Origin of the sequence: Streptomyces sp. I05A-00742 (assembly GCF_013055795.1) — a bacterium.
Taxonomy (GTDB): Bacteria; Actinomycetota; Actinomycetes; order Streptomycetales; family Streptomycetaceae; genus Streptomyces.
Genome location: NZ_JABETO010000022.1, coordinates 1 through 23368, shown reverse-complemented (window position 1 = coordinate 23368; position 23368 = coordinate 1). Strand labels below are relative to the sequence as shown.

General features: G+C 71.5%; 15 protein-coding genes. 7 read left to right on the top strand and 8 right to left on the bottom strand.

The window, feature by feature from the left end; genetic code table 11:
- The first annotated feature begins 1 nt into the window (after window position 1).
- The 3 genes from HN013_RS20600 to HN013_RS20590 all read left to right on the top strand — a co-directional run bounded on the left by HN013_RS20600 (window position 2) and on the right by HN013_RS20590 (window position 4588).
- Window positions 2-1429, top strand: a complete 1428-nt coding sequence (locus HN013_RS20600) for a hypothetical protein (RefSeq protein ID WP_171168343.1) — start codon at window positions 2-4, stop codon at window positions 1427-1429.
- Complete coding sequence (locus tag HN013_RS20595) at window positions 1429-3243, top strand: DEAD/DEAH box helicase (RefSeq protein ID WP_171168341.1); 1815 nt, start codon at window positions 1429-1431, stop codon at window positions 3241-3243. The genes HN013_RS20600 and HN013_RS20595 overlap by 1 nt, the downstream gene beginning before the upstream one ends.
- A 148-nt stretch (window positions 3244-3391) precedes the next feature.
- Window positions 3392-4588 carry a DNA cytosine methyltransferase gene (locus HN013_RS20590; protein ID WP_171168339.1) on the top strand — a complete coding sequence of 399 codons (1197 nt, stop codon included), beginning with the start codon at window positions 3392-3394 and terminating at the stop codon, window positions 4586-4588.
- On the opposite strand, the gene HN013_RS20585 is transcribed toward HN013_RS20590, so the two are convergent.
- From HN013_RS20585 to HN013_RS20565, 5 genes are all read right to left on the bottom strand, one after another.
- Window positions 4505-4981 (bottom strand): very short patch repair endonuclease, encoded by a 477-nt coding sequence (locus HN013_RS20585; protein WP_312018665.1) that lies wholly within the window; start codon window positions 4979-4981, stop codon window positions 4505-4507. The genes HN013_RS20590 and HN013_RS20585 overlap by 84 nt on opposite strands.
- 61 nt (window positions 4982-5042) lie before the next feature.
- Complete coding sequence (locus HN013_RS20580; RefSeq protein WP_171168337.1) at window positions 5043-6455, bottom strand: PrsW family intramembrane metalloprotease; 1413 nt, start codon at window positions 6453-6455, stop codon at window positions 5043-5045.
- A gap of 134 nt (window positions 6456-6589) precedes the next feature.
- Window positions 6590-7420: a tRNA (guanosine(46)-N7)-methyltransferase TrmB gene (gene trmB / locus HN013_RS20575; protein ID WP_171168335.1), complete on the bottom strand. Its 831-nt coding sequence runs from the start codon at window positions 7418-7420 to the stop codon at window positions 6590-6592.
- Between the two features lie 66 nt (window positions 7421-7486).
- Window positions 7487-8695: an L-2-hydroxyglutarate oxidase gene (lhgO, locus tag HN013_RS20570; protein ID WP_171168334.1), complete on the bottom strand. Its 1209-nt coding sequence runs from the start codon at window positions 8693-8695 to the stop codon at window positions 7487-7489.
- A gap of 366 nt (window positions 8696-9061) precedes the next feature.
- The gene (locus HN013_RS20565; protein ID WP_171168332.1) at window positions 9062-10513 is read right to left on the bottom strand and encodes an MFS transporter; all 1452 of its coding nucleotides are present in this window, start codon (window positions 10511-10513) and stop codon (window positions 9062-9064) included.
- Between the two features lie 760 nt (window positions 10514-11273).
- Here HN013_RS20565 and HN013_RS20560 point away from each other — a divergent pair.
- Entirely contained in the window at window positions 11274-13439 is a 2166-nt protein-coding gene (locus tag HN013_RS20560) for an asparagine synthase-related protein (protein ID WP_171168330.1), read from the top strand.
- 5 nt (window positions 13440-13444) lie between these two features.
- Here HN013_RS20560 and HN013_RS20555 read toward each other — a convergent pair whose 3' ends face one another.
- Entirely contained in the window at window positions 13445-15439 is a 1995-nt protein-coding gene (locus HN013_RS20555) for a sigma-70 family RNA polymerase sigma factor (RefSeq protein WP_171168327.1), read from the bottom strand.
- A gap of 943 nt (window positions 15440-16382) precedes the next feature.
- On the bottom strand, window positions 16383-17129 hold the full coding sequence (locus tag HN013_RS20550; protein ID WP_171168326.1) for a TetR/AcrR family transcriptional regulator: 747 nt from the start codon (window positions 17127-17129) through the stop codon (window positions 16383-16385).
- A 380-nt stretch (window positions 17130-17509) separates the two neighbouring features.
- On the opposite strand from HN013_RS20550, the gene HN013_RS20545 reads away from it, so the two are divergent.
- Both HN013_RS20545 and HN013_RS20540 read left to right on the top strand, forming a co-directional pair.
- Window positions 17510-18868 carry an NAD(P)/FAD-dependent oxidoreductase gene (locus tag HN013_RS20545; RefSeq protein ID WP_171168324.1) on the top strand — a complete coding sequence of 453 codons (1359 nt, stop codon included), beginning with the start codon at window positions 17510-17512 and terminating at the stop codon, window positions 18866-18868.
- Between the two features lie 266 nt (window positions 18869-19134).
- On the top strand, window positions 19135-20865 hold the full coding sequence (locus tag HN013_RS20540) for an ATP-binding SpoIIE family protein phosphatase (protein ID WP_171168322.1): 1731 nt from the start codon (window positions 19135-19137) through the stop codon (window positions 20863-20865).
- A 109-nt stretch (window positions 20866-20974) separates the two neighbouring features.
- Here HN013_RS20540 and HN013_RS20535 read toward each other — a convergent pair whose 3' ends face one another.
- Entirely contained in the window at window positions 20975-22291 is a 1317-nt protein-coding gene (locus HN013_RS20535; protein WP_171168320.1) for an MFS transporter, read from the bottom strand.
- Window positions 22292-22452: 161 nt separating this feature from the next.
- On the opposite strand from HN013_RS20535, the gene HN013_RS20530 reads away from it, so the two are divergent.
- Window positions 22453-23001 (top strand): MarR family winged helix-turn-helix transcriptional regulator, encoded by a 549-nt coding sequence (locus HN013_RS20530; protein WP_171168318.1) that lies wholly within the window; start codon window positions 22453-22455, stop codon window positions 22999-23001.
- The last annotated feature ends 367 nt before the right edge of the window (window positions 23002-23368 follow it).

Below are 23368 nucleotides of genomic sequence, written 5' to 3'. Positions count from 1 at the left end.
CATGCGGGAGTTCCCGCCGCCGCCGCGTGCGGAAGAGTTTAGCGAGCTGATCGCGAAACGCCTTGAGGAGGTGAAGGATTCCGGCGGAACCCGAGAGACGGTAACGGTTGACTGGAACGGTCAGGCGCTGTACGTCGAGGTTATCGACCTGCCTCTCAGTGGGCTGTACTACAACCCTGGCACGCACCGGATCCGCGCTCAGCGTAGCCACGACCCGAAGAAGGACGTGGCGATTGACGAAGATCCGTGGTGCGGTGAAAGCCAGGCGTACCTGGCATTCCTCCTGCAGGCTGACCCGGCGGACACGAACCGCCGCGATCCGGGTTTCGATAAGCTCAAGGAGGATCTGGAACGCTTTGGGCAGAACGATCCCGGGCTGGTTACCCACCAGGGCGTTATCGTCAACGCCAACACGCGTGCAGCAGCCCTCCGGGAGCTGGGCAAGCAGACGATGCGTGTGGGTGTGCTGCCCGCGTCCTTCACCTGGGCAGACATCAATGCCGTTGAGCTCTCCTTGCAGCTGCGCAAGGATCACCGGCGCGACTACTCGTACATCAACCGGCTTCTCGCCATGGAGGAGCAGGCGGCACTCGGCCGGACGCCGGATGAGATCGCCAAGGAATTCCGGATCCGCAAGGCCACCTACCACCAGGAACGGTGGATTCTGAGCACGATCCAGGAGCTGATTGACCGCAGCAAGAGTGGAGGTGGAGCATCCCTTCGGTTGGTTGACTTCGAGCATCATCAGGAGAAACTCAAGGAGCTTCATCGTCTGTACGAGAAGCTTGAGACCGTTGACCGGGATCAGGCAGAAGTGCTTAAGGAGTGGCGACTCGCTGCAATGCTCCTGGACTTCGCTAAGACGGATATCCGTCATATTGATGAGAAATTCCTGGAGAAGGGCTACCTGAAAAAGGCGTTGCCGTCGAGCCTGAGCTCCCCGGCGTCGGCTGTGGAAGAGCAGTCTGTAGCAATCCCTGGCCTTGGCGTGGTGGTGCCCGGAGCGACTTCCGCTGTTGCCTCGGCGCGGTCACTGAACGACCAGATCCTCCGTGCCAAGGCTGCTGTGAGCAGCGCTGAACACGGCCTGGCCGACGAAGAGATCACCAGTGCCAAGAAGCTCGTCGGCGAGGCCAAGGCCGCCTTTGACAGCGCGATTGACACTGCCGGACGCGATGCCCGGGTCCGGAAGCGTCAGCAGCTTGCACCGGCACGTCTTGCCGAAGCATGTGCAGACATCGATCAGTGTGTGATCGACCTTGTCCAGGCGCGGGCGTCCCGCACTTTGGACGAGGAGGCGTTCGACGAAGCGGTGTTGAAGTTCCGGTCCAGCCTGCGGAAGCTGGCACAGCAGGCAGGGCGGGGGCTTCCGCACCCTGGTGACGGAGTCGCCTGGCTGCTTGAGGCGGCTTTGCTGGAGGACGCCTGATGCAGGCCACTGCCGGTGAGACCTCTCTGCACCTGGGATTCGACGACACGCGAACCAAGGTCATCCTGAGGACCACGGAGAAGTACCGGCAAGACCTCGTCCAGCTGGCTGCCCGTTTTCGGACGGGCGGCCAGCTCGGCCAGCTTGCCGCTTCTGTAGAACTTGAAGACCTGCTTTCGGGGCTGAGTAACCTCAGCAGCTGGCCCCACCACGTCGGTGTGGAATGGGCTTCGGATCTCCGGGACCTCGTGGTCGGCATCACAAAAGATGCCGAGACGGTCAAGGAGCGGCTTCATGCTTCTGACCACAGCACTGAGGTTTCGCCTGACGACGTGCCGGAGCTGCTTGGGGACGGGTGGGTAGCTGAGCTGGGAATCTTCCAGCGTCGCGACATCGCCAAGTTGCTGTCGCTGCAGCATGGAGCGAACTTCAGCGTTCCTGGTGCCGGCAAGACCCGCGTGGCGCTCGCGGTGTATGCCACGCAGAAGGCCGAGGGCCGGGTGAGAAGGCTGCTTGTCGTGAGCCCGAAGTCCGCCTATGAGTCTTGGCAATACGAGGCAGAAGCCTGCTTCAACCGAGGGTTGCGCACGCACATTCTCGATGGGACCGCTCCAGACCACATGGCCGAGGTGCTGATCGTCAACTATGAGCGCCTCGACCGTTCACTCGGCACCCTTGCTGCCTGGCTGAAGGCTGCCCCGTCGATGATTGTTCTCGATGAAGCACACCGCATGAAACTCGGGGCACGAGGAACCTATGGCGCGGCGTGCATGGCGCTCGGTCCGCTGGCCCAGCGCCGCTTGATCCTCACGGGTACGCCTGCCCCGAACGGGACCAAGGACCTGGAGAACCTTCTCGGCTTTGTGTGGCCCGGTCATGGCCAGCGGACTGTTGCACAAGCGGTGGCCGGCGGAGATCTCGGTCATGCGAGTACGGTTCTGCGGCCTCTCTTCACCCGCACCACGAAGCAGGAGCTCGGCTTGCCGCCCATGGAGCCGCGGGTGCGGTACGTGGACATGCCGGGCCTGCATGCCCAGATCTACGAGGCTCTAGTTGGGGGGGAGAGGGCGGGAGCGGCCCGTGAAGACCTCAGTTCCCTCGGCAAGACGGCACTGCGTCTGCTGATGGCAGCCACGAGCCCGGCACTGCTGCTGGAGGGCTCGAGCCGTTATGAGCCCCTTGCCTACCAGCTCCCCCCTCTGGATGTTCCGCCCGGGGACTCGCTCTACAGGCTCATGCAGAACCTGCCTGATTACGAGCTGTCGCCGAAGTACAAGGAGGCAGCTGCAATCGTCGCTGAGAATGCGGCGATGGGGCGCAAGACTCTGGTCTGGACGACGTTCGTGCGTAGCCTGACCACGCTAGAGCGGCTGCTGAGCGAGTTTGACCCAGCGATTGTGCATGGTGGAACCCTCGACCGGGACGAGCAGCTCCGGCGATTCCGCCAGGATCCGGACTGCATGGTCCTCGTCTCGAACCCTGCGACCCTCGGGGAGGGCATCAGCTTGCATCACGTCTGCCACGACGCGGTGTACGTGGACCGTGACTTCATGGCAGGGCGGTACCTCCAGAGCCTTGACCGGATCCACCGGCTGGGCCTTGCTCCCGGCACTGAGACCAGGGTCACTGTGCTTGCCGTTCGGAACACCATCGATCAGGTGGTCGAAGTGCGGCTTGACCAGAAGCTCGCCTTCATGGGGCAGATCCTCGACGACCCGTCGGTGCAGCAGCTTGCTGACCTGCAAGAGGAGCCTTCGGTAGCAGCAGGGCTGGCCCCCAGCGATATAGCCGCGTTGCTCCAGCACATGGCTTAGCGAGGTCCATGCTGAGGGTGGCGCTGGCCCCGATGGGGACAGCGCCACCCTCAGCTGCAAGACTCCCCGGTACGAGATGCCGAGCAGCTCAGTGGTAGCTCTGCGAAACTTGGGCATCTGTGTCCGTCGTACCAGGAGGAGCATGCCGATGAGCGTTGACGGCCGAGGAGCCCCAGAGATTGAGCCGTTGACCTCGATTGAGATCTGTGCCGGCGCCGGCGGGCAGGCATATGGGCTGCATCAGGCTGGTTTCCGTCATCTGGCCCTCCTGGAGATCGACAAGTACGCCTGTAAGACGCTGAGGAAGAACGTAGAGCGGCTTCCGGACTGGGCAGGGTGCGAGGTCATTGAGGGGGATGTAAAAGGGGTCAATCCTTTTGAGCATGAGCAGCTGAAGAAGTTCCGCCTGAAGCCGGGTGATCTGGATTTGCTGGCCGGTGGGGTGCCTTGTCCTCCGTTCTCGGTCGCTGGAAAACAGCTCGGTGAGGAAGATGAGCGCGACCTCTTCCCCGAGATGATTTCCCTCGCTGAACAGCTTCGGCCCAAGGCTGTGATGATCGAGAACGTTCGAGGAATTCTCGATGCGAAGTTCGCCGGATACAGAGATCAGATCGTGGCGGATCTGGAAGGCTACGGCTACGAGTTTTGCGGGTGGGAGCTCATTGAGGCCCGTCGTTATGGAGTGCCACAACTCAGGCCGCGAGCGATCCTCGTAATGATCGATAAGAAGTTCCTGGCGGACGCCAAATTTGAGTGGCCAGCTGGCGACGACAAGATGCTCTCGGTAGCTGAGGCTCTTAAAGACACGATGTGGGACCGGTTCGCCCCGCATGGAGACAAGGGCAAGAACCGCTACAACGAGTGGTTTGACGCTGCAAGCAAGAGTGAAGCCCCGACTCTCGTTGGCGGCTCTAAAAAGCACGGAGGTGCGGACCTGGGCCCAAGCCGCGCCAAGGCGGCTTGGGCCGCCCTGGGCATTGACGGCATGGGCGTTGCCAACGATCCTGACAAATGTGTCCCCGAGCGTGACCTGTTCAGACCTGACGGTCCGATGCTGACCGTGGCACAAGCAGCGATCATCCAGGGCTTCGACCAGGACTGGCAGTTCGAGGGCGGGAAGACAGCCCGCTACCGGCAGGTCGGTAACGCTTTCCCGCCTCCAGTTGCGAGGGCCGTCGGCGAGGCCATCAAGGCAGTTCTCCGCCCCGTTGACCAGCCATGGCTGACATCGGGCGCTGCTTCTGCATCGGAGGACCGGGAGCTAATCCCGGCTGTCCGCCGAAGCGTTGAGCTCAGCGCGGCGGTCTCTGACCGTGGCGATGATCTTGAGGGTGCAAGTCTCTGACGGTTCGTGTTCCCAAAAACGGAGCACACACCAGCCTGCTGCGATCAGCCGCTCATCCGTGTCACGGTCGCGTGCCATGTTGCGCGCGACCTTGTCGGACCAGTAGCCAGGATTGGTCCTGGGGGGCACATAGTGCTCCGGGCACCCGTGCCAATAGCAGCCATCGATGAACACTGCGACCTTGGCAGGGCGGAAAACGAGGTCCGCTGTCCGGCGCAGGTCCGGCAGCGGCCTCGCTGCTACCCGGTAGCGCAGCCCCTGGGCGTGCACCAGTCGGCGGATCAAGTGCTCGGGCTTGGTGTCCCGGCTGCGGATCGCCTGCATGTTGCGGCGGCGGGCAGCCGATGAAGCCCAAGATCCTTCAGGCGGTGTCCATTCGGTCTCGTCAGCCACAGTTCTGAGGGTAGTGCGCTTTGTTGCTGTGGCTGAACGCGATGTCTCTGGTGCCAGAGCGCTACCGGTACAGGCCTGGTCCCTGCGGCGGAGGTGTAGGCAGACCGTAGGGCCCAGGGGGCTGCCACCCCGCGCCGGGGGTGGTCTGCGGATACGGACCCGGCACCCCGTAACCGCCCTGCGGCCCCATCACCGGTCTCGCCACCGACATCGAAGCCCGTTCCAGCGCCGGTTGTGCCACGTCCTTCCGCTGCCAGAGGTGGTGGAGCAGCTCCTGCTCGCGTGCGGTGAAGTCGGGGGCGATGCGGCCGGCGTAGGCGCGTTGGCGGAGGAAGGCGAGGGAGGTGGCGAGGGAGATGTATTCGGCGACGGCGCGGGCGGCGGTGGGGCCGCCGGTGCGTTTGGCGAGGTCGCGGGCGATGCCGCGGGCGCGCATGGAGGAGAGGGCGAGGGGCTCGGGCGGGGTGAGCCAGCCGGCGGCCTGGTATTCGGGGAGGTGGGCGCGGATGGTGCGGAGTTCCGTCTGGCGGGACCAGATCGTCAGCCAGGTGAGGGTGCCGAAGACGGGGAGCATGAAGAGGGCGTAGACGGCCAGGAAGCCCAGGCCCGGGAGGGAGGCGGAGCCGTTCCAGACGCCGTGCAGGACCATGGCGGTGAGCAGGCCCGCGACGGGGACCGCGGTGCGCAGGAGGCGGCGGCGGGTGGGCAGGGCGGCGGCTATGCCGAAGCCCAGGCCCGTCATGGAGGTGAAGAGGGGGTGGGCGAAGGGCGACATCAGGACGCGGACGAAGAACGTGGCCGCCGTCGTGGAGAAGCCCGAGGCGCCGAAGCTCTGGTCGGAGGCGTAGGCGTTGCCCAGGTAGAGGATGTTCTCGGTGAAGGCGAAGCCGGTGGCCGTGATGCCGGCCACGACGACGCCGTCCACGATGCCGTTGAAGTCGCGGCGGCGGAAGAGGAAGAGGAGGAGCAGGGCGGCGGCCTTGGCGCTCTCCTCCACCACCGGGGCGACGAACGTGGCTCCGAAGGTGCCGGCGTCCTCGCGGGGGGCGACGTCGACGGTGTTCATGATCCACTCGGTCGCGTAGCTGTTCGCGATGAGTGCCAGCAGGGTGGCCGCGCAGGCTCCCCAGGCGAAGGAGAAGATCAGGTCCTTCCAGGGCTTGGGCTCGACGCGGTCCATCCAGCGGAAGGCGGCGATGAGCAGCGGGACCGGCAGTACCGCGAGTCCGAGCCCGACGAGAAAGCCCTGCGTGCCGGTCTGTTCGCGGACGAGCGCGAGGATGAGCAGGCCGCAGAGGGCCAGGAGCAGGATGAGGGTGCCGGCCCGGACGGCCTTGTTGTCCCAGAGCGCGCGGCGCGGCTTGTAGTGCCAGCGGGCCGGGGCGGGCAGGGCGGCGAAGCCCGGCGGTGCCCCGTGGACGGGTATCGGGCCCGGAGCGGCGGGCTGTTGCTGGTGAGGCTGGGACTCATGCACTTGACGACCCTAGCCAAGGGCCGTGGTGCGGGTGGAGCGGTTTGCCTTCAGGGCCGCACCTGAGCCCCGGGCCTGGGCCCGGGATCTGGGCGCCGTTCCTGAGCCCCGCACCTGGGCCCCGGCCCGCCCCCGCGCTACCCGCGGCGACGGAACAGGAGGTCCCGCACCACGTGGCCCTTGTCCAGGCCCTGCCCCTCGAAGCGGGTCAGCGGCCGGAAGTCGGGGCGCGGGGCGAAGCCGCCGTCCTCCTGGGTGTTCTCGAACTCCGGAGCGGCGGTGAGCACCTCCAGCATCTGCTCCGCGTACGGCTCCCAGTCGGTCGCACAGTGCAGCAGCCCGCCCGGCGCCAGCCGCGTCGCCGCCAGGGCGAGGAACTCCGGCTGGATCAGCCGTCGCTTGTGGTGGCGCTTCTTGGGCCAGGGGTCCGGGAAGTAGACGCGTATCCCGGCGAGCGAGTCGGGGGCCAGCATCTCGCGGAGCAGGATGATCGCGTCGCCGTTGGCGACCCTGACATTGTTCAGCCCGTTCCGCTCGGCGAGGGCGAGCAGGTTGCCCTGGCCGGGGGTGTGGACGTCGCACGCGAGGATGCCGGTGCCCGGGTCGGCGGCGGCCATGGCGGCCGTGGCCTCGCCCATGCCGAAGCCGATCTCCAGGACCACCGGCAGGCCGGGGTCGCCGAAGAGCTCGTCGAGGTCGATCCGGCGCAGGCCGTCGATGTCCAGCCCCCACACGGGCCACAGGCGGCGCAGGGCCTCGCCCTGTCCGGTCGTGACCCGGCTGCGGCGCGGCTGGAACGAGCGGATGCGACGCTCGTGGTGCGAGCCGGCCGGGTCCGGGGCCGGGCCGTCGGGGAACATCGGTTCCCGCCGGGCGCGGGCCGGGGCCGGTACGGAGGGGGGCGCGGCGGCCGGGCTGCCGGAGGCGGGGCCTGCGAGGGCGTCGGGGGTGGCGTGGTTCTCGGACACAGTTCTTCCATAGTACGGGCGGGCGCCCCACCTGGAACGTTCTGCACATGACAGCCACCGCGCCGCTCAGCGCAGCTCCGCCAGCACCCTCCGCGCCACCTCCCGTCCGATCGGCAGCGAGGCCGTCGCCGCGGGCGACGGCGCGTTGAGGACGTGCACCATGCGCGGGGAACGGGCGAACAGGAAGTCGTCGGCCAGCGTGCCGTCCCGGAGCACCGCCTGGGCGCGGACCCCCGACGGGGCGGGTATCAGGTCGTCGGCCGTGACGTCCGGCAGGAGGCGGCGGACCGCCGCGGTGAAGGCGGGCTTCGACAGGGACCGCCGCACCTCGCCCGCTCCGTACCGCCAGTGCCTGCGGGCGAGCCGCCACGTGCCGGGGAAGGCGGCGGTGCCGGCCAGCTCCCGGGGCCGTACGGTCCGCCACGCGTACCCCTCGCGGGCCAGCGCGGGCACCGCGTTCGGACCCAGGTGCACATGGCCGTCGATGCCCCGGGTGAGGTGGACCCCGAGGAAGGGGAAGGCCGGGTCGGGCACCGGGTAGACCAGGCCGCGCACCCGGCCCTCCGCGGAGGGCGCGAGCGCGTAGTACTCGCCGCGGAAGGGGAGGATCCGTACCCCCGGGTCGTCACCCGCCAGCCGCGCCACCCGGTCGCTGTGCAGACCCGCGCAGTTGACCAGGGCGCGGGCGCGCACCACGGTGCCGTCCGCCGTCCGTACGGCGACCGTCGACCCGCGCCGGCCCACCACGCGGACCTCCGCCCCGTAGCGCACCGAGGCCCCCGCGTCCTCGGCGAGCCGGGCCAGGCGGGCGGCGACCGCGCCGAAGTCGCACACCCCCGTGGTGCCGACGTGGATCGCGCCCACGCCCCGCACCTCCGGCTCGAACTCGGCTATCTGGGCCGGGCCCAGTTCGCGGACGGGAATGCCGTTCCCCCGGCCGCGCTGGACGAGGGCGTGGAGGCGCGGCAGCTCGGCCCGGTCGGTGGCGACGATCAACTTGCCGGTGACCTCGTGCGGCAGGCCGTGCTCGGTGCAGAACTTCACCATCTCCGCCGCACCCTGCACCGCGAACCTGGCCTTGAGCGACCCCGGCGGGTAGTAGATCCCGCTGTGGATCACCCCGCTGTTGCGCCCCGTCTGGTGCCGCGCGGGACCGGGCTCCTTCTCCAGCACGACGACGCTCGTGCCCGGCGCGGCGCGCGTGACCGCGTAGGCCGTCGACAGGCCCACGATGCCGCCGCCGATCACCAGCACGTCGCAGTCGTACGCCCCCATGAGGTCACCTCCCCGCCCTCCCGCACCGGTCGGCCGTCTCCGCTGCGGCCGACTCACGGCTCCTATGATGACGTGCGCCACTGACAACGGGCCGAAACATCGTCGGACCAGGGGAAAGGCCGGAAACGGCCGAAAGGTCGTGAAGGCCGGGAGAGTGAAGAACGGGGGCGAAGAAGAGGGCATGGAAGGGGACGTGGAACGGGGGCGAAGCACGGAGGGGCCCAGGGGGCGGAAGCCGGCCGGAAACGCGGCCGACGAGCAGCCCCGACGGACCGCGGCGACCCGGAAGCGCCGGGAGCGAGGGAAGCGCCGGGAGCGTCGAAAGCGCCCGGAGCGCCGGAAGCGCCGGAAAAGCACACCCCCCTCTCACGCCGTCGAAGCCACCAATAACGGCCGCGCCCGCTCCCGCAGCTCCACCACCCGCGGCTCGTTCCCGTACGGCTCCAGCCGGTGCAGCAGGTCCCTGACGTACTCCGTCGTGCGCGCCGACGAGATCCTCCCCGCGACCTCCACCGCCCGCACCCCCGCCGCGCAGGCCGCGTCGAGGTTGCCCGACTCCAGCTCGGCGACGGCCGACACCACGAGCCGCAGCCCGTGCGAGCGCACGAACTCCTCGGTGGGCCGGGACAGCGCCTGCTCGGTGAACCGCTGGACCTGGCGCGGCATGCGCAGGTCCCGGTAGCACTCGGCGGCGTCGGCGGCGAATCGCTCCTGGGTGTAGAAGTCCAGCCAGGACGGGTCGGGGTCGCCCGGCCGGGCCCGCTCCAGCCAGCCCTCGGCGGCCTTGAGGGCTGCGCCGCAGGCCGGCTGGTCGCCGGCCTTCGCCTGGGCCCGCGCCTCGACCAGGCGGAAGAAGCTCATCGTGCGGGCGGTGGCCAGGCCCCGGTTGCGTTCCAGGGCGGCCTGGGCGAGGTCCACGCCCTCGTCCGCGTAACCGCGGTAGGTGGCCTGGAGGCTCATCGAGGCCAGGACGTATCCGCCGAGCGGTACGTCGGCCGCCGCGCGGGCCAGCCGCAGGGCCTGGATGTAGTAGCGCTGGGCGGCCTCCTGTTGGCCGGTGTCGAAGGCCATCCACCCGGCGAGCCGCGTGAGTTCGGCGGTCGCGCCGAACAGCGCGCGCCCCACCTCGTCGCTGTACGCCCCCAGGAGCAGCGGCGCCGCGTCGACCCGCAGGCACTCCGGCACCATGGACGAACGCCAGTCGCCGCCCCCGTACTTGGAGTCCCAGCGGCGGGCGTCGTCCGCCGCCTCCCGCAGCTTGGACACGTCGCTGTGGCCGACGCGTTGCGGTAAACCGCAGTCCGGGACGGTGCCGGCCTCCCGCTCCCGGGCCGCCTGCTGCGGTTCCCGCGCCACCGAACTGTCGGCGGGGGTTATCAGCCAGCGGGACGCGGGCGTGGAGTACGCGCTGACGGAAAACGATCCCGCGAGACTCTGCCAGATCCCACCGCCCCCGCGGCGACCGGCGGAATCCAGCCGGTAGAGCTCGGTCGCCGAGCGGACCGCCTGGCCGACATCGCGCGGGAAGGCGAGGCCCACCTCCGGCGCGGGGTCGGATTCGGCGAGCCCGATCTCGTGCAGCGGCACCGGGCGGCCCAGCTTGCCCGCTATCGCGGCGGCGATCAGGTGGGGGGCGGCACCCTGCGGAACCATGCCCTTGGACACCCACCGGGCGACCGACGTCTTGTCGTACCGCAGCGTCAATCCCCGCTGTGCACCGAGGTCGTTGACCCTCCGCGCCAGACCGGCGTTGCTGATCCCCGCGAGAGCGAGGACCGTGCCCAGCTTCTCGTTCGGTCCGCGTGGCTCCCTGGACATGCGCACCCCTCGGCAACAACGATGCCCGCCCCGGCATAGGCGCGGGGCATTCGTAAACCCAGCGTAGTTCCCCACATCCCGACCGTTAAGGGGCGTTGTCCCGGATGGCGAGATTCTGGTCCGCATGTACGTGCATCGAGGGGCGCGTGCTCCGGCTGTGTGTGGCCGTGCGCCTGCTGTGCGCCTTGTACACGCCATCGCCGGAGCGGTTCCATGGTTCCGCGTGGGTTGGCCCGCTGCACTGGTTCCAGTGGGCTGGGGGAAGCCGTCGCCTCATTCCCCGCGGGCGGCGGACCGGTCCGGGGGGTGCGGCTCGTGCCTCCCGGGCTGCGCAGACCGCGCCGACAGGGGTGAACGCCCCCTCCGCCCGGAGGCGTTCACGGTCCGCGGAGGAGCCCGGGAGGCCGGCCTCCGACGGTGTTCGCGGGAGGGAACGAGGCGCCCTCCTGTCGAATAAGGCACCCCTCCGCCGCACGAGGCGCCCCTTGCCGGAGGGCGCGCGCCTCGCGAGAAACGGCCGAAACCCGCCGTACGCCCGGGGCGCGCCCCGGGCGGAGTCCGGCCGGAAACCGTTTCATGCGCCGTCAACCGTGGCAGCATGGGGTGTGCATGCGCCATGGTGTGACGCCAGTTCGCCCCGGTTTCCCGCCAGTTGAGGCTCTCGTCGACGGCCATGAGTGGCCCGTTCGATGTGCGCCGCCCGTCCCGCTGTGCATGATGACTGCTACTCGATAGTTGTCCACAGCCTGTGGAGGCGGCGATGCGCTGGTTGGTGGGGTGGAGCTGCACCACCTCCGGGGCCGGTTCCCGGACCGGCGTCCCCACCGCACCGGCGGTCCGCCCCGTGGGCGCCCAACTCCTGTGGGACGACCCGGATCCGCTGTGGGCGGTGGGCGACTGGCGCCCCGACGAGATCCGCGTCGTCCACGCCGGTCCGCCCCCGAACGGCACCCGGCACACCACGGCGTCGCCCGTCGCCCGCCTCGTCGTCCTCGGCCGCTGCGGAGCCGACGACCACCAGCTGCGCACCGGACTCCTCGCCACCCGCGGCGGCGCCCTGCGCCACCTCACCGCATGGCCCGGCAGCTACACGGCCGTCGCCCAGATCGGCCGTCGCATCACCGTCGCCGGCGACCTGGCCGGTGCCCGGCCCGTCTTCCACACCGCCTGGGCCGGCGGCACCGCCTACGCCACCGCCGCCCTGCCCCTCGCCGACCTCGTCGAGGCGGAGCTCGACATCGGCTACCTCGCCGCGCTGCTCGCCTGCCCCGACTCCCCCGAGGCGCTGGGCGACGGCACGCCCTACACCGGCGTACGGCGCGTCCCGCCGGGGCACGCGCTGGTGGTGCGCGACGGCGCCCGGGACATCATGGGGTACGAACCGACGGCCTCGCTCGCCGTGGCCGCCCCCGAACGCGACGCCGCCCAGGCCGTGGACGGCGTGCGCGACGCCCTCGTCGAGGCCGTGCGCACCCGCTTCGCCGCACCCCGCCACGCACCGGACGGCTTCGCCAACGGCTTCCCCGACGGCTCCGACCCCGGTCCCGTGCCCGGCATGGGACCCGCCTTCCGGCGCGCGGCCCGCGGCGGCCCGGCCCCCGGCATCGGCGCCGACCTCTCCGGCGGCAGCGCCTCCGCCACCCTGGCCCTGCTCGCCGCCGGACTGCCCGGCCTGCCGGGCACCCCCCTCGGCCACGGCACGGGCGCGGGCGAGCGGCTGCACGTCGTCACCTTCAACGACCTGGTGGCGGACCGCGGCGGGGCGCGCGAGGCGGAGCTCGGCCGGGCCCGGGCCCTGGCCGCCGACCCACGACTGCACCACGTCGTCGTCGCCGCGGCCGAGGAGGCCCTGCCCTACGCCGACCTGCTGAACGGGCCGCTGACCGACGAACCCTCACCCGCCCTCGTCACGGCCGCCCGCCACCGCCACCGGCTCGCGGCGGGCAGCGCGGACCACTTCACGGGACACGGGGCCCGACAGGTGCTCGACGCCCATCCGGCGCGCCTCGCCGACCTCCTGATGGGCCGTCGGCGCCGCCACCTCCTGCGCCCGGTCTCCGCACTGGCCCGCGCGGACGGGTCGCCGGCGCTCGGGGGGTTCTCGGTGCTCGTCCCCCTCACCGTCTACCGGGCGGCGCGCCGACTGGCCCGCACGTCCTACCGGGAGGGACTGGAGGAGGCCGCGGCCCGGTTCCTGGCACCCGGCTTCGCCGCGGGCGAGGACTCCGCCGGTCCGCCGGGCGCCGTGGACGCCTCGCTCGCGGCCCTCACCTGGTGCCGCCCCGGACCCGCCGCACGGTGGCTCACGGGAACGGCGCTCGCGGAGGTGTCGGTCCGCCTCCAGTCCGCCGCCATCCGGCCGACGGGACTGCCGCAGCGCCCTGGGGAGCAGCGGGCCGCCGCCGCCCTCGGCCGGCACGCGGCGGACCACCGCATCCTCGAACAGGCGGCGGAGATCCGCGGACAGCGGCTGCACGCCCCCTTTCTCGACAACCAGGTCGTCCGGGCCTGCCGCGCGCTGCCCCAGGCGCTCCGCGTACAACCAGGGGCGCGCGCCGCCATCCTGCGCACCGTCCTCGCGGGAGCGGGTATCCGCGACCTGCCGCCCGGCTGGGGCGCGCCCACGCACGCGGCGCACACCGCGGCCGTCCGCGCGGGCCTACGGGCCTACGCGGCGCCCCTCCTCCAGCTGTTCGACGCCCCCCTGCTCGCGGACGCGGGACTGATCGAGGCCGGAGTGGTCCGCAACGCCCTCCAGGCCGCCGCCGAGGGCACGCCCCTGCCCCTGGACGGCCTCACCGAACTGGTCGCCACGGAGGTGTGGCTGCGACGGCTGCTCGCCCGGCGCGGTACCTGCTGGACGGGCCCGGCGGCACCGCGGATGCGGGCGGTGGCGAGCGGAGTGGTGCCGCGGCCGAGCCTGTAGTGCCCTCAGGTGCAGGTGATCCGGGACGCCGCCCAGTCCGCGAGCGCCGGCTCCGCGAGCGCCGTCCGCGCGACCGACGCGAGCGCCGCCCGGTGCACCGCCGCGAGCACGTCGCCCCCGTCCGGCCGCTCCTCCGACTCCTCCCACTTCTCCGGCGTCCGTTCGCCGGGCGCCACCGTCTCCACCTCCAGCCGGAGCGTCCGACGGCCGGTCAACGCGGTGTGGACGGGGACGGCCGGATCCCCGCCGTGCACGACACGCGACGTCCACAGGCGCTCCCCGTCCGCGAAGACCGAGAACCGCACCGACCCGAAGCCGAGCGACAGATCGTCGAGGCCCGCCATCGCGTCGAACGCCGTGCAGGAACGGTTCAGATCGATGGCGACCGATGACGACGGGCCGACGCTCACCCCATGGCGGTATGTGACGCCGCCGACCCGCAGCCCCTCGCGCTGCCACACCAGGCTGCCCTCGTCGATCCGCACCTGCGGATCCGCGGCGTCCCCGAACACGTCGAAGTCCAGGTCGTTCAGCCGGTAGACGGTGGGTTCGGGAGGGGGCGGCGTGGGCTTCGGGGACGGCTTCCGGGCAGGCGGTGGGGGAGGAGCGGGGCGGGTCGGGGGCGGGGGCGCCGACGGGGTGGCGGACGGCGAAGCGGCGGGCGTCGGGGTCGGCGCGGGGGACGAGGCGGGGGCGGGCGCGGCCGCGTGCTTCGCGACCGGCCGGGGCGCGGGGGACCGGTGCTCCGGCGGGGTCGGGTCGGGCTCACGGGACGGGACGACGGGCGCCGCCGAGCTTCTGGCCTGCGGCTTTCTGGGCGGCTCGGGGGAGTCGCCGGACAGGGCGTAGGCGAGGACGGCACCCGCCGCGAGGACGGCCGCCCCCACCCCGAGCGCCACCTTTGCCGGAGCGCCCAGCCCTTCACCCACCGCGGCACCACCGCTCGTACCCCCCGCACCGGACGTTCCGGACCCGGCCGCCGCCGCGGCACCGGCGCCCGCGGCCGTCCCCGCGCCGGCCGCGAGTCCCGCGACCGCCTTGACCGAGGCCCCGGCGGTGAACCAGCCGATGAGCGCCACCGGCAGCACCGCGCGCAACCGCGCGTTGACGTCCGCCAGTTCCAGCGCCGCCGTGCGGCACCGGGCGCACTCCGCCAGGTGCTTCCGCAGCCCCCGCTCGGCCCGCATCCGCAGCCCGCCGCGCGCGTAGGCGCCGAGCCGGTCGGCGTACTGGGCACAACTCCCGGCGGAGGTCAGCGACGCGCTGACATGGGCCTGCAGGTACGCCTGACGCAGGCCTTCGCGGGCCCGGTGGGCCAGCACGGCCGTGGCGTTGGGGCTCAGCCCCAGCAACGGCGCGACCTGGCTGGGCGTCTCCTCCTCCACGGTGGTGTGCCAGAGCACCGTCTGCCACCGCTCGGGCAGGCTGCGGAACGCCTGGACGGCGAGGGAGGTCTCGGCCTGCCGCATGGCTCGGACGTCCGCGCCCGGGTCGACCGGCGTGTCCTCGGGGGCCACCGAGGCGCCGGCCGCGGACACGGCGAAGACCGCGAAGTCCTCGACGAGCTGTTCCCGCCGCGCGCTCCGGGCCCAGGCGGCGGCCACCCGCCGCACGGTGGTGAGCAGGTACGCGCGCACCGCCGTGTCGGGCCCGGCCCCCCGGCGCACCGCCTGGAGCGTGGCGGCGAACACCTCGTTGGTCAGGTCCTCGGCGGTGTGGACGTCACGGCAGCAGGTGCGGGCGTAGCCGCGCACCGCGGCGGCGTGCCGCCGGTAGAGCAGGGCGTACGCCTCCCCGCCCACGTCCTCGCCGTCGCGCAGCCGTGCGACCAACTCCGTGTCGGAGAGCGGCGGATCGGCCTCGGCGCAGTCGTTGTCCTCCGTGCCGGCCCTGCCGGCGTCGGTGCCGGCCTGTTTTCCGTCGCCGTCACCGCCCGCGTCGTCACCGCTCCCGGGGGCCCCGGCCTCGCCCGAGGACTCCGTGGACGCCGAGGGCTCCATGGACGCGCCGTCGGGACCGGGCAGGCCCGGAGGCGTCGGCGCCCCCGGGACGAGAGCGCCGCCGGAAGCACCGCTGCTGGAAGCTCCACTGCCGGAAGCGCCGTCGGACGGGCGCGCGAGGGTTGCGTCGAAGGCGCCGCCCCACTCGCTCCCGCGTTGCTGGGGAACGCTCGGCCGCGACCCTCCGTGCCGCCCGCGACCGCGGCCGCGTGGACCACCCTGTCCGGGCACGCCGGACGGCGCCCGGTGCGATGCCGCGGCACCCGCCTCCTCGTTCCCGTACGGCTCTTCCCGCCCGTCAAGACCCATAGCGGAGGCTCCCGTGCACGCCGGACACCGAACAGCGGCCAGCCTGGCACACGCGCGTGCGGCTGTGCAGACGCACGAACGGCAACCACTCGTCCGGGGAGCGTTCGCACACCGGAGCGTCAGGAACCACTCACCCCCGGCCGGTCTCCACCGCCCCAGGAGTCACTCGAACAGGAACACTTATCCGAACATCCACCATCCTTCCGGGCGCACTCGGTTCGTCCGGGTGCGCCCCTGTCACGCTCGCCCCTGTCACGCTCGTACGAAGTCGTCGGCACGGTCCATCGCGCGCGGACGCGCCGGGAGCCCCGAGTCGGCCCGTGCGACCGCCGCCCGAAACCCGCGGCGAGAGAGCGAGAACCCGCCCCGGCCAAGAGCCCGGGAGGAAACACCCCCGAGCCGGCATCACGACGCCACGCCGACTCACAACCCGTGGAAGCCGTCCGTCCACCCGCCGTACCGGGCCACCGTCCCAGGGCCCACGAGCCGGGGAAGCCGCCGTACAGGCCGCCGCCCCGGCTCACGAGCCACCGCTGCCATCAGGCCGTGGCCCCGACCGACCGTGGCCACCGCCGCCGCCCCGCGGCGGACCGTGGCCACCGGCCGTGAGGCCGTACGGCCGGCCATGAGGCCGTCAAGCCGCCGGTCGCGAGCGCAGACCCTCCAGCAGGATGTCCAGCAGCCGCGACGAGGCGGCCGCCTGCTGGGCCGCGTCCGGCAGCGACGGAGCAGCGGTGGCGATCACCAGCAGCACGTCGGCGACGGTCACGTCCGCCCGCAGCTCACCCGCCGCACGAGCCCTGTCCACCAGGCGCCCGACGACCTCCAGCAGCGCCGTGGCGCCCGAGCCGTCCCGCTGCCCGTCGGACACCGGCCGCTGCTCGACGAGCCGCAGCTCGTGGAGCTGGCCACCGGCCGCTCCCGGCTGCCGCTGCTGCGGCACCCGGGCCTGCGGCGGCGCCACCGGCTCGGCGGACTCCCCCTCGACCCCGACCCGCAGCACCTGCGGCGGCAGCAGCCGCCCCGCGCCCGAGGCCACCGAGGTGCGCAGGAACCGGGAGAGCGCCGACCACGGCTCCTCCTCCTGGCCCAGCGCCGTCCGCGCCTGCTCGGTCAGCCGTGCCGTCTCTTCCTCGGCTATCCGCCTGACCAGTACGTCCTTGCTCGGGAACCGTCGGTAGACGGTCCCCACGCCCACCCGGGCCCTGCGCGCCACGTCCTCCATCGGCGCCCCGTACCCCAGCTCGCCGAAGACCTCGCGAGCCGCCCGCAGCACATGCTCCAGATTGCGCTGAGCGTCCACGCGCAACGGCGTACTACGACCACCGTTCCCGTCGGAGGGCGCGACAGCGGTCGACCAATGAGAGCTCTGAATGCTCATACGTTCCCCCGGTTATGACGTCTCCCCCCGGAGACTCCCCGCCCTGACTGCCGGGGCAGACCTCTGCCTGTACCCCGACGAAGTACGAACATAGTTGAGCCCAGGTCAAGAAAGAAGAGGGTAGTTCCGCACAGGTCACCCCCAATGGGAGTACGCGCCGGGCCGGGATTGATTCCGCACCACCTCACCACCCCGGCGGATCCGCGCTGACCTGCATACCTTGCCGCCGAGGGGGCAATCGGAACATCGGTCCTCCGGCTTCGCCTCCAGTCATACGTTTCTCCCCGCCCTGTGGACAAACACCGGCGCCGGGTGCGTCATGGAAGGGAGCTGTGTGACCGCGAGGATGCGAAGGGGCAGCTTTGGCCAAAGAAGCGGCGGTGAAGGAAGCGGCAGAGAGGGACGTGCCGCGCATTCTGGTGGTCGGCGGCGGCTATGTCGGCATGTACGCCGCGCTGCACCTCCAGAGCAAGCTGCGGAAGGGCGAGGCCGAGGTCCTGGTCGTCAGCCCCGACCCCTACATGACCTACCAGCCCTTCCTCCCCGAGGCGGCGGCCGGCTCCATCTCGCCGCGGCACGTCGTCGTACCGCTCCGCCGCGCCCTCGACCGCTGCCGGATCCTCGTCGGCGAGGCGACCGCGGTCGACCACGCCGCGCGGACCGCCACCGTACGGACGCTCGCCACCGAGGAGGCCGGCGCGGAAGCCCTGACCATCCCCTACGACGAGCTGGTCATCGCCCCCGGGTCCGTCTCCCGCACCCTGCCGATCCCCGGCCTCGCCGAGCACGGCATCGGCTTCAAGACCGTCGAGGAGGCCATCGGCCTGCGGAACCACGTCCTCGAACAACTGGACATCGCCTCCTCCACCCGGGACCCCGAGGTCCGCGACGCCGCCCTCAGGTTCGTCTTCGTCGGAGGCGGCTACGCGGGCGTGGAAGCCCTGGCGGAGCTGGAGGACATGGCCCGCTACGCCTCCCGCTACTACCACAACATCGCACCGGACGACCTGCGGTTCCTCCTCGTCGAGGCCACCGGCCGCATCCTCCCCGAAGTCGGCGAGGACATGGGCCGATACGCCGTCCGGCAGCTGCGCGGCCGCAACATCGACGTACGCCTCGACACCCGGCTCGAATCCTGCGAGGACCGCGTCGCGGTGCTCAGCGACGGCTCACGCCACCCGACCAGGACCCTCGTCTGGACCGCGGGCGTCAAACCGCACCCGGTCCTCGCCGCCACCGACCTGCCGCGCAACGAGCGCGGCCGCCTGAAGTGCCGGCCCGACCTGCGCGTCGAGGGGGTCGACAACGCCTGGGCCGCCGGTGACGCCGCGGCCGTCCCGGACCTCACGGCGCACGAGCCGGGTGTGGAATGCGCCCCCAACGCGCAACACGCCGTCCGCCAGGCGAAGGTCCTCGCCGGCAACGTCCTGTGCTCCCTCCGCGGCCACTCCCTCGCGGACTACCGGCACAAATACGTCGGCTCCGTGGCCTCGCTCGGGCTCCACAAGGGCGTCGCCCACGTCTACGGACAGAAGTTCAAGGGCTACCCCGCCTGGTTCCTGCACCGCGCCTACCACCTGAGCCGCATCCCCACGATCAACCGCAAGGCACGCGTCCTCGCCGAATGGACCCTCGCCGGGCTGTTCAAACGGGAGATCGTCTCGCTCGGCTCGCTGGAGAACCCCCGGGCCGAATTCGAACTCGCCGCCGGTACGGGCCGCCACCCGGAGGCCAGTTGACGCACGCGCCACGCCGGTTCCGGAGCGGGGAACTCCCTTCGACGGCTCGGACGTCTCACGGATGTCAGTCCGGTCGGCCACACTGGACGTGTGACCATGGGTGGGTTCGCACTTCCGAAGAGTAACGATCGCGAGGATTTGGACGTTTGCTGCATTCCCTCGGGGGCCGGCCCCCGCACCGACCACCGCGCCCCCGTGCCGGGCGCGCGGCTCGGCCACCACGCGTCGCCGAGCTGATCCGGACCGACTCCGCGAGGTAATCCTCAGTGAACTTCACCCGCTGGAGCGCCCGGCTCCCCGGCACACAGCGCCGGGCCGCGACGCGCGCCGACCGCAACACCCCGGCCGCCCCCGCCGCGGCCACGCCCGCCACCGGCTCCGTGCCCGCCGCACGCGCCGAGTCCGGCCCGCACAGCGCGGAGGGCACCCCCGCCGCCACCCTCGACGGGCTCTCCGTCCACGACGTCCTCGGCCAGGTCCCGGCCCTCGTCGCCGTCGTCCACGGCCCCGACCACCGCATCGCCTACGTCAACGACGCCTACGCCGCCGTCTTCGGCCCCAGGCCCCCCGGCGCCCCCGCCCGCGAGGCACTCACCGAGCTGGAAGAGCTCGGCCTGCTCGCCCTCCTGGACCAGGTGCTGCGCAGCGGCAAACCCCGCACCGTCAAGTCCCGTCGCGTCATCGCGGCCGGCCCGCCCGGCGGCACGCCCGCGCCCACCCGCCCCCGGGACGGCTACTACACCTTCACCTGCTCCCCGCTCCGGGTGGGCGTCCCCTCGGCCACCGGCACCCAGCCGGGCGTCCTGATCTTCGCCGCCGACGTCACCGACCAGGTGGAGGCCGCCGAACGGCTGCGCACCAGCGAACGCCGCCAGCGCGAGGCCGCGGTCACCCTCCAGCGCAGCCTGCTCCCCCAGGAGCTCGAACAACCCGACGACCTGCGCGTCGCCGCCACATACCAGCCGGGCGGCCAGGACACCGCCGTCGGCGGGGACTGGTACGACGTCATCACGCTCGGAGCCGGCCGCACCGCACTGGTCATCGGCGACGTCATGGGCCGCGGGGTGCGCGCCGCCGCCGTCATGGGCCAGCTCCGCACGGCCGTCAGGGCCTACGCACGCCTCGACCTGCCGCCCCACGAGGTCCTGCAGCTTCTCGACGGCCTGGCCGCCGAGATCGACGCCACCCAGATCGCCACCTGCGTCTACGCCGTCCACGACCCCAACGAGGGCCGACTGGTCTACGCCTCCGCCGGACACCTGCCCATCCTCGTCCGCGACCCGGAGGGCACCGTCCACCGCGCCGCCGAACCCACCGGCCCGCCCCTCGGCACCGGAGGCTGGCTGCACACCTCGGGAAGCGTCCCCCTCGGCCCCGGCTCCAGCGCCGTCCTCTACACGGACGGCCTGGTCGAACGGCGCGACGAGGACATCGACGACGGGGTCGCCGCCCTCGAACGCGCCTTCGCCGGAGCCACGGGCTCACCGCAGGTCATGTGCGACCGGCTCATCCGCTCCCTCGGCATCACCGACGAGCACGACGACGACGTCGCCGTCCTCGTCCTCCAGCACCCCGCCCGCACCGGCCACGACGCCGAGCTCTTCCACAACGCAGCGCTCGAACTGCTCGGCGGCGTCGAGGCCGCACCACGCGCCCGCGCCTTCGCCTCCGGCGTCCTGGCCAGCTGGCGGTTCCCCACGGACCTCCGCGACCTGGGCGTCCTGGCCGCGAGCGAGCTCGTCGCCAACTCCCTCCAGCACGGCACACCCCCGATGAGGCTGCGCCTGCGCCGCACCGACAGACGCCTGATCATCGAGGTCACCGACGGCGACGACCACCTCCCGCGCCGCCGCCGCGCGGAACCCGGCGACGAGGCCGGACGCGGCATCTCCATCGTCGCCACCATCGCCTCGTCCTGGGGCTCGCGCCGCACACCCGGCGGGGGCAAGGCGGTCTGGTGCGAGTTCGCCCTGCCCACGAAGCACGCGCATGTGTGAGGGGAGAGGGCGAAGGGAGTAGGGAGCAGGAAGGGCGGAGAGGCCGGCCCGCCCCCCATCCGGACGCCGGTGACCGTTGCCGGACCGCCGTCCGGGCGGCCCGCACCGCTCAGACGGAGACCGACACCCCGGAGACCGACACCCGGTCGTCCTCCGGCACGGCCCGTGCCACCGCGGCCCGCTGCTCCTGAGCCCGCAGCGGATTCTCCTGCGCGGGCGAGAGCCGGCGGCCCAGCCGCAGCGCCAGCACGGAGATGCCGAGCGAGCAGGCGATCAGCAGCGCGATGTACGGCGCGTAGAGCCCCGCACCGGCCATCAGCCCGCCCGCGGCCGGACCCGCGGCCAGCGCCAACTGCTTCACCAGGGCGAACGCCGAGTTGTACTGGCCGACGAGCCCCGGCGACGCCAGGTCCGCCACCAGCGGGGCCATCGTCGGCGCGAGCATCGACTCGCCGATGCCGAACAGCGCGTACGTCGAGATCAGCAGCGTGGTCGCGACGGCGTGCGCCCCCGGCACGAGCCCCGAGATCCCGGCCGCCACCCAGGCCACCGTCCATATGAGCCCGACCAGCGCGATGACCCGGCTCCGCCGGCGCCGCTCGACCAGGCGCAGCACCACGAACTGCGTCAGCACGATCGCCAGGGTGTTCGCCGCGAGGGCCAGCCCCAGCGTGGCCGGGGAGATCCGCGTGACCTCGACCGCGAAGGCGGACAGGCCCGACTCGAACTGTCCGTAGCAGGCGAAGAACATCACGAAGCCCAGCACCGACAGCTGCACCATCGCCCGGTCCGCGAGCAGCGTCCGCCAGCCGTTCCGCGCCGAACCGTCCGTCGGCACCGCGTCCTCCACCCGGGGAGCCTTCGGCAGCCGCACGGTCGCGATCGTGGCGCCCAGCACCAGGAACATCACGGACTCGATCGCGAACAGCCGGACGAAGCTAGACGGGTCGGACGTGTCCACCAGCTGGCCGCCCAGCAGACCACCGACACCGAGACCGAGGTTGTTGAGGAAGAACTGCATGGCGAACGCCCGCGACCGCGTGGTCGTCGTCGAGCACCAGACGATCATCGTGGCGAGCGACGGCTGGACGACCGCTATACCGGCACCGAGCGCCGCCGCCGCGGCGACCACCAGCACCTCGCTCTCGGCCAGCCCGAGCCCCATGGAGCCGACGGCGGCGGAGACCGTACCCGCGACGGCAACAGGCAGCGGACCCCGCCGGTCGATCACCCGACCGACGAAGGGCAGCACGAACAGCGCGGCCACGGCGAACGTCGCGAGCACGACACCGGCCGTACTCGCACCGAGGTTCCGCACCTGAGACACATAGATGAACAGGAACGGAACCGTGAAGCCGTTGCCGAACGCACTCAGCGCGTTGCCCAGCTGGATCCGGCGCAGTGCTGCGCCCATCGCGGTGGTCACACTCACCTTCCTAGGTCGTGGAACGGCCTGGACCGGCGGCCCTGGGGCGGAGCACCCAGGAAGCAACAGTCCAGGCCTGAAGACTTCAGATGTAAATTTCGAAGCTAAAGAGTACACATCAAAGGGCTTTAGCGGCAAGCGGTCGTGTCATACTGCGGCCCATGGCTGACACCCCCGGCTCCGCCGAGCCGAGCCTCGAAGAACAGATCGCCGCCTATCAGCGCGAATTCCAGGACCTCGATCCGCAGGTCGAGAAGGTCGTCTCGGCCCTCAGCCGGCTCAACCGACGCATGAACGTCGCCTACGGACGCCAGACCTCCGAGCTCGGCATCAGCAACGCCGAGTGGGAGGTCCTCAAGGCCCTCGTCCTCGCCGGCCACCCGTACCGCCTGGGCCCGGGCGAGCTCGCGAAGCGACTGGGCCTCACCCCGGCCGCCATGACCCACCGCATCGACCGCATGGTCGCGGAGGGCCTCGTCACCCGGGAGCGCGACGGCAGCAACCGGGTACGCGTCATCGTCGGCATCACGGAGGACGGCCGCGAGAAGTGGCTGGAGGCCATGCGCCTCGCCTCCGTCTTCGAGGAGGAACTCCTCCAGGACCTCTCCGGCGAGGACCGCGGCAAGCTCGGCGAGCTCCTGATCCGCCTGCTCCGCCGGGTCGAGACGGCCCAACCGGACGCCGGCGGCCGCCTCAGGGACCTCGACTGACGCCCCGTCGGCTGCCTGCCGACCCCTGCTTGAACCCCTGCTTGAACCCCTGCGGGACTCCGGGTTGACACTGGGGCAGCGGATCCGTAATGTACTCCGAGCTGCCGCGAAGCCGACCCGGTTCTCAGCGGCGGTACCTCACGCCACTCGGCGGGATCCACTACTGCACGGCCCTTGAACGGGATTGATTTCGGCATGCCGGAATTCGGTTCCGGACTCCGATTAGGAGTCGCCGGGGGAATCCGCTAAAGTAGTGATCACGCCGGAAGGCGCGAAACAAACCCCCTCCAACAGGGACCGGAAAAGGATTCCGAACCGGAAACGGAACGGAAAACGGATCTGGTAGGGTTGGAAACACGAAATACCG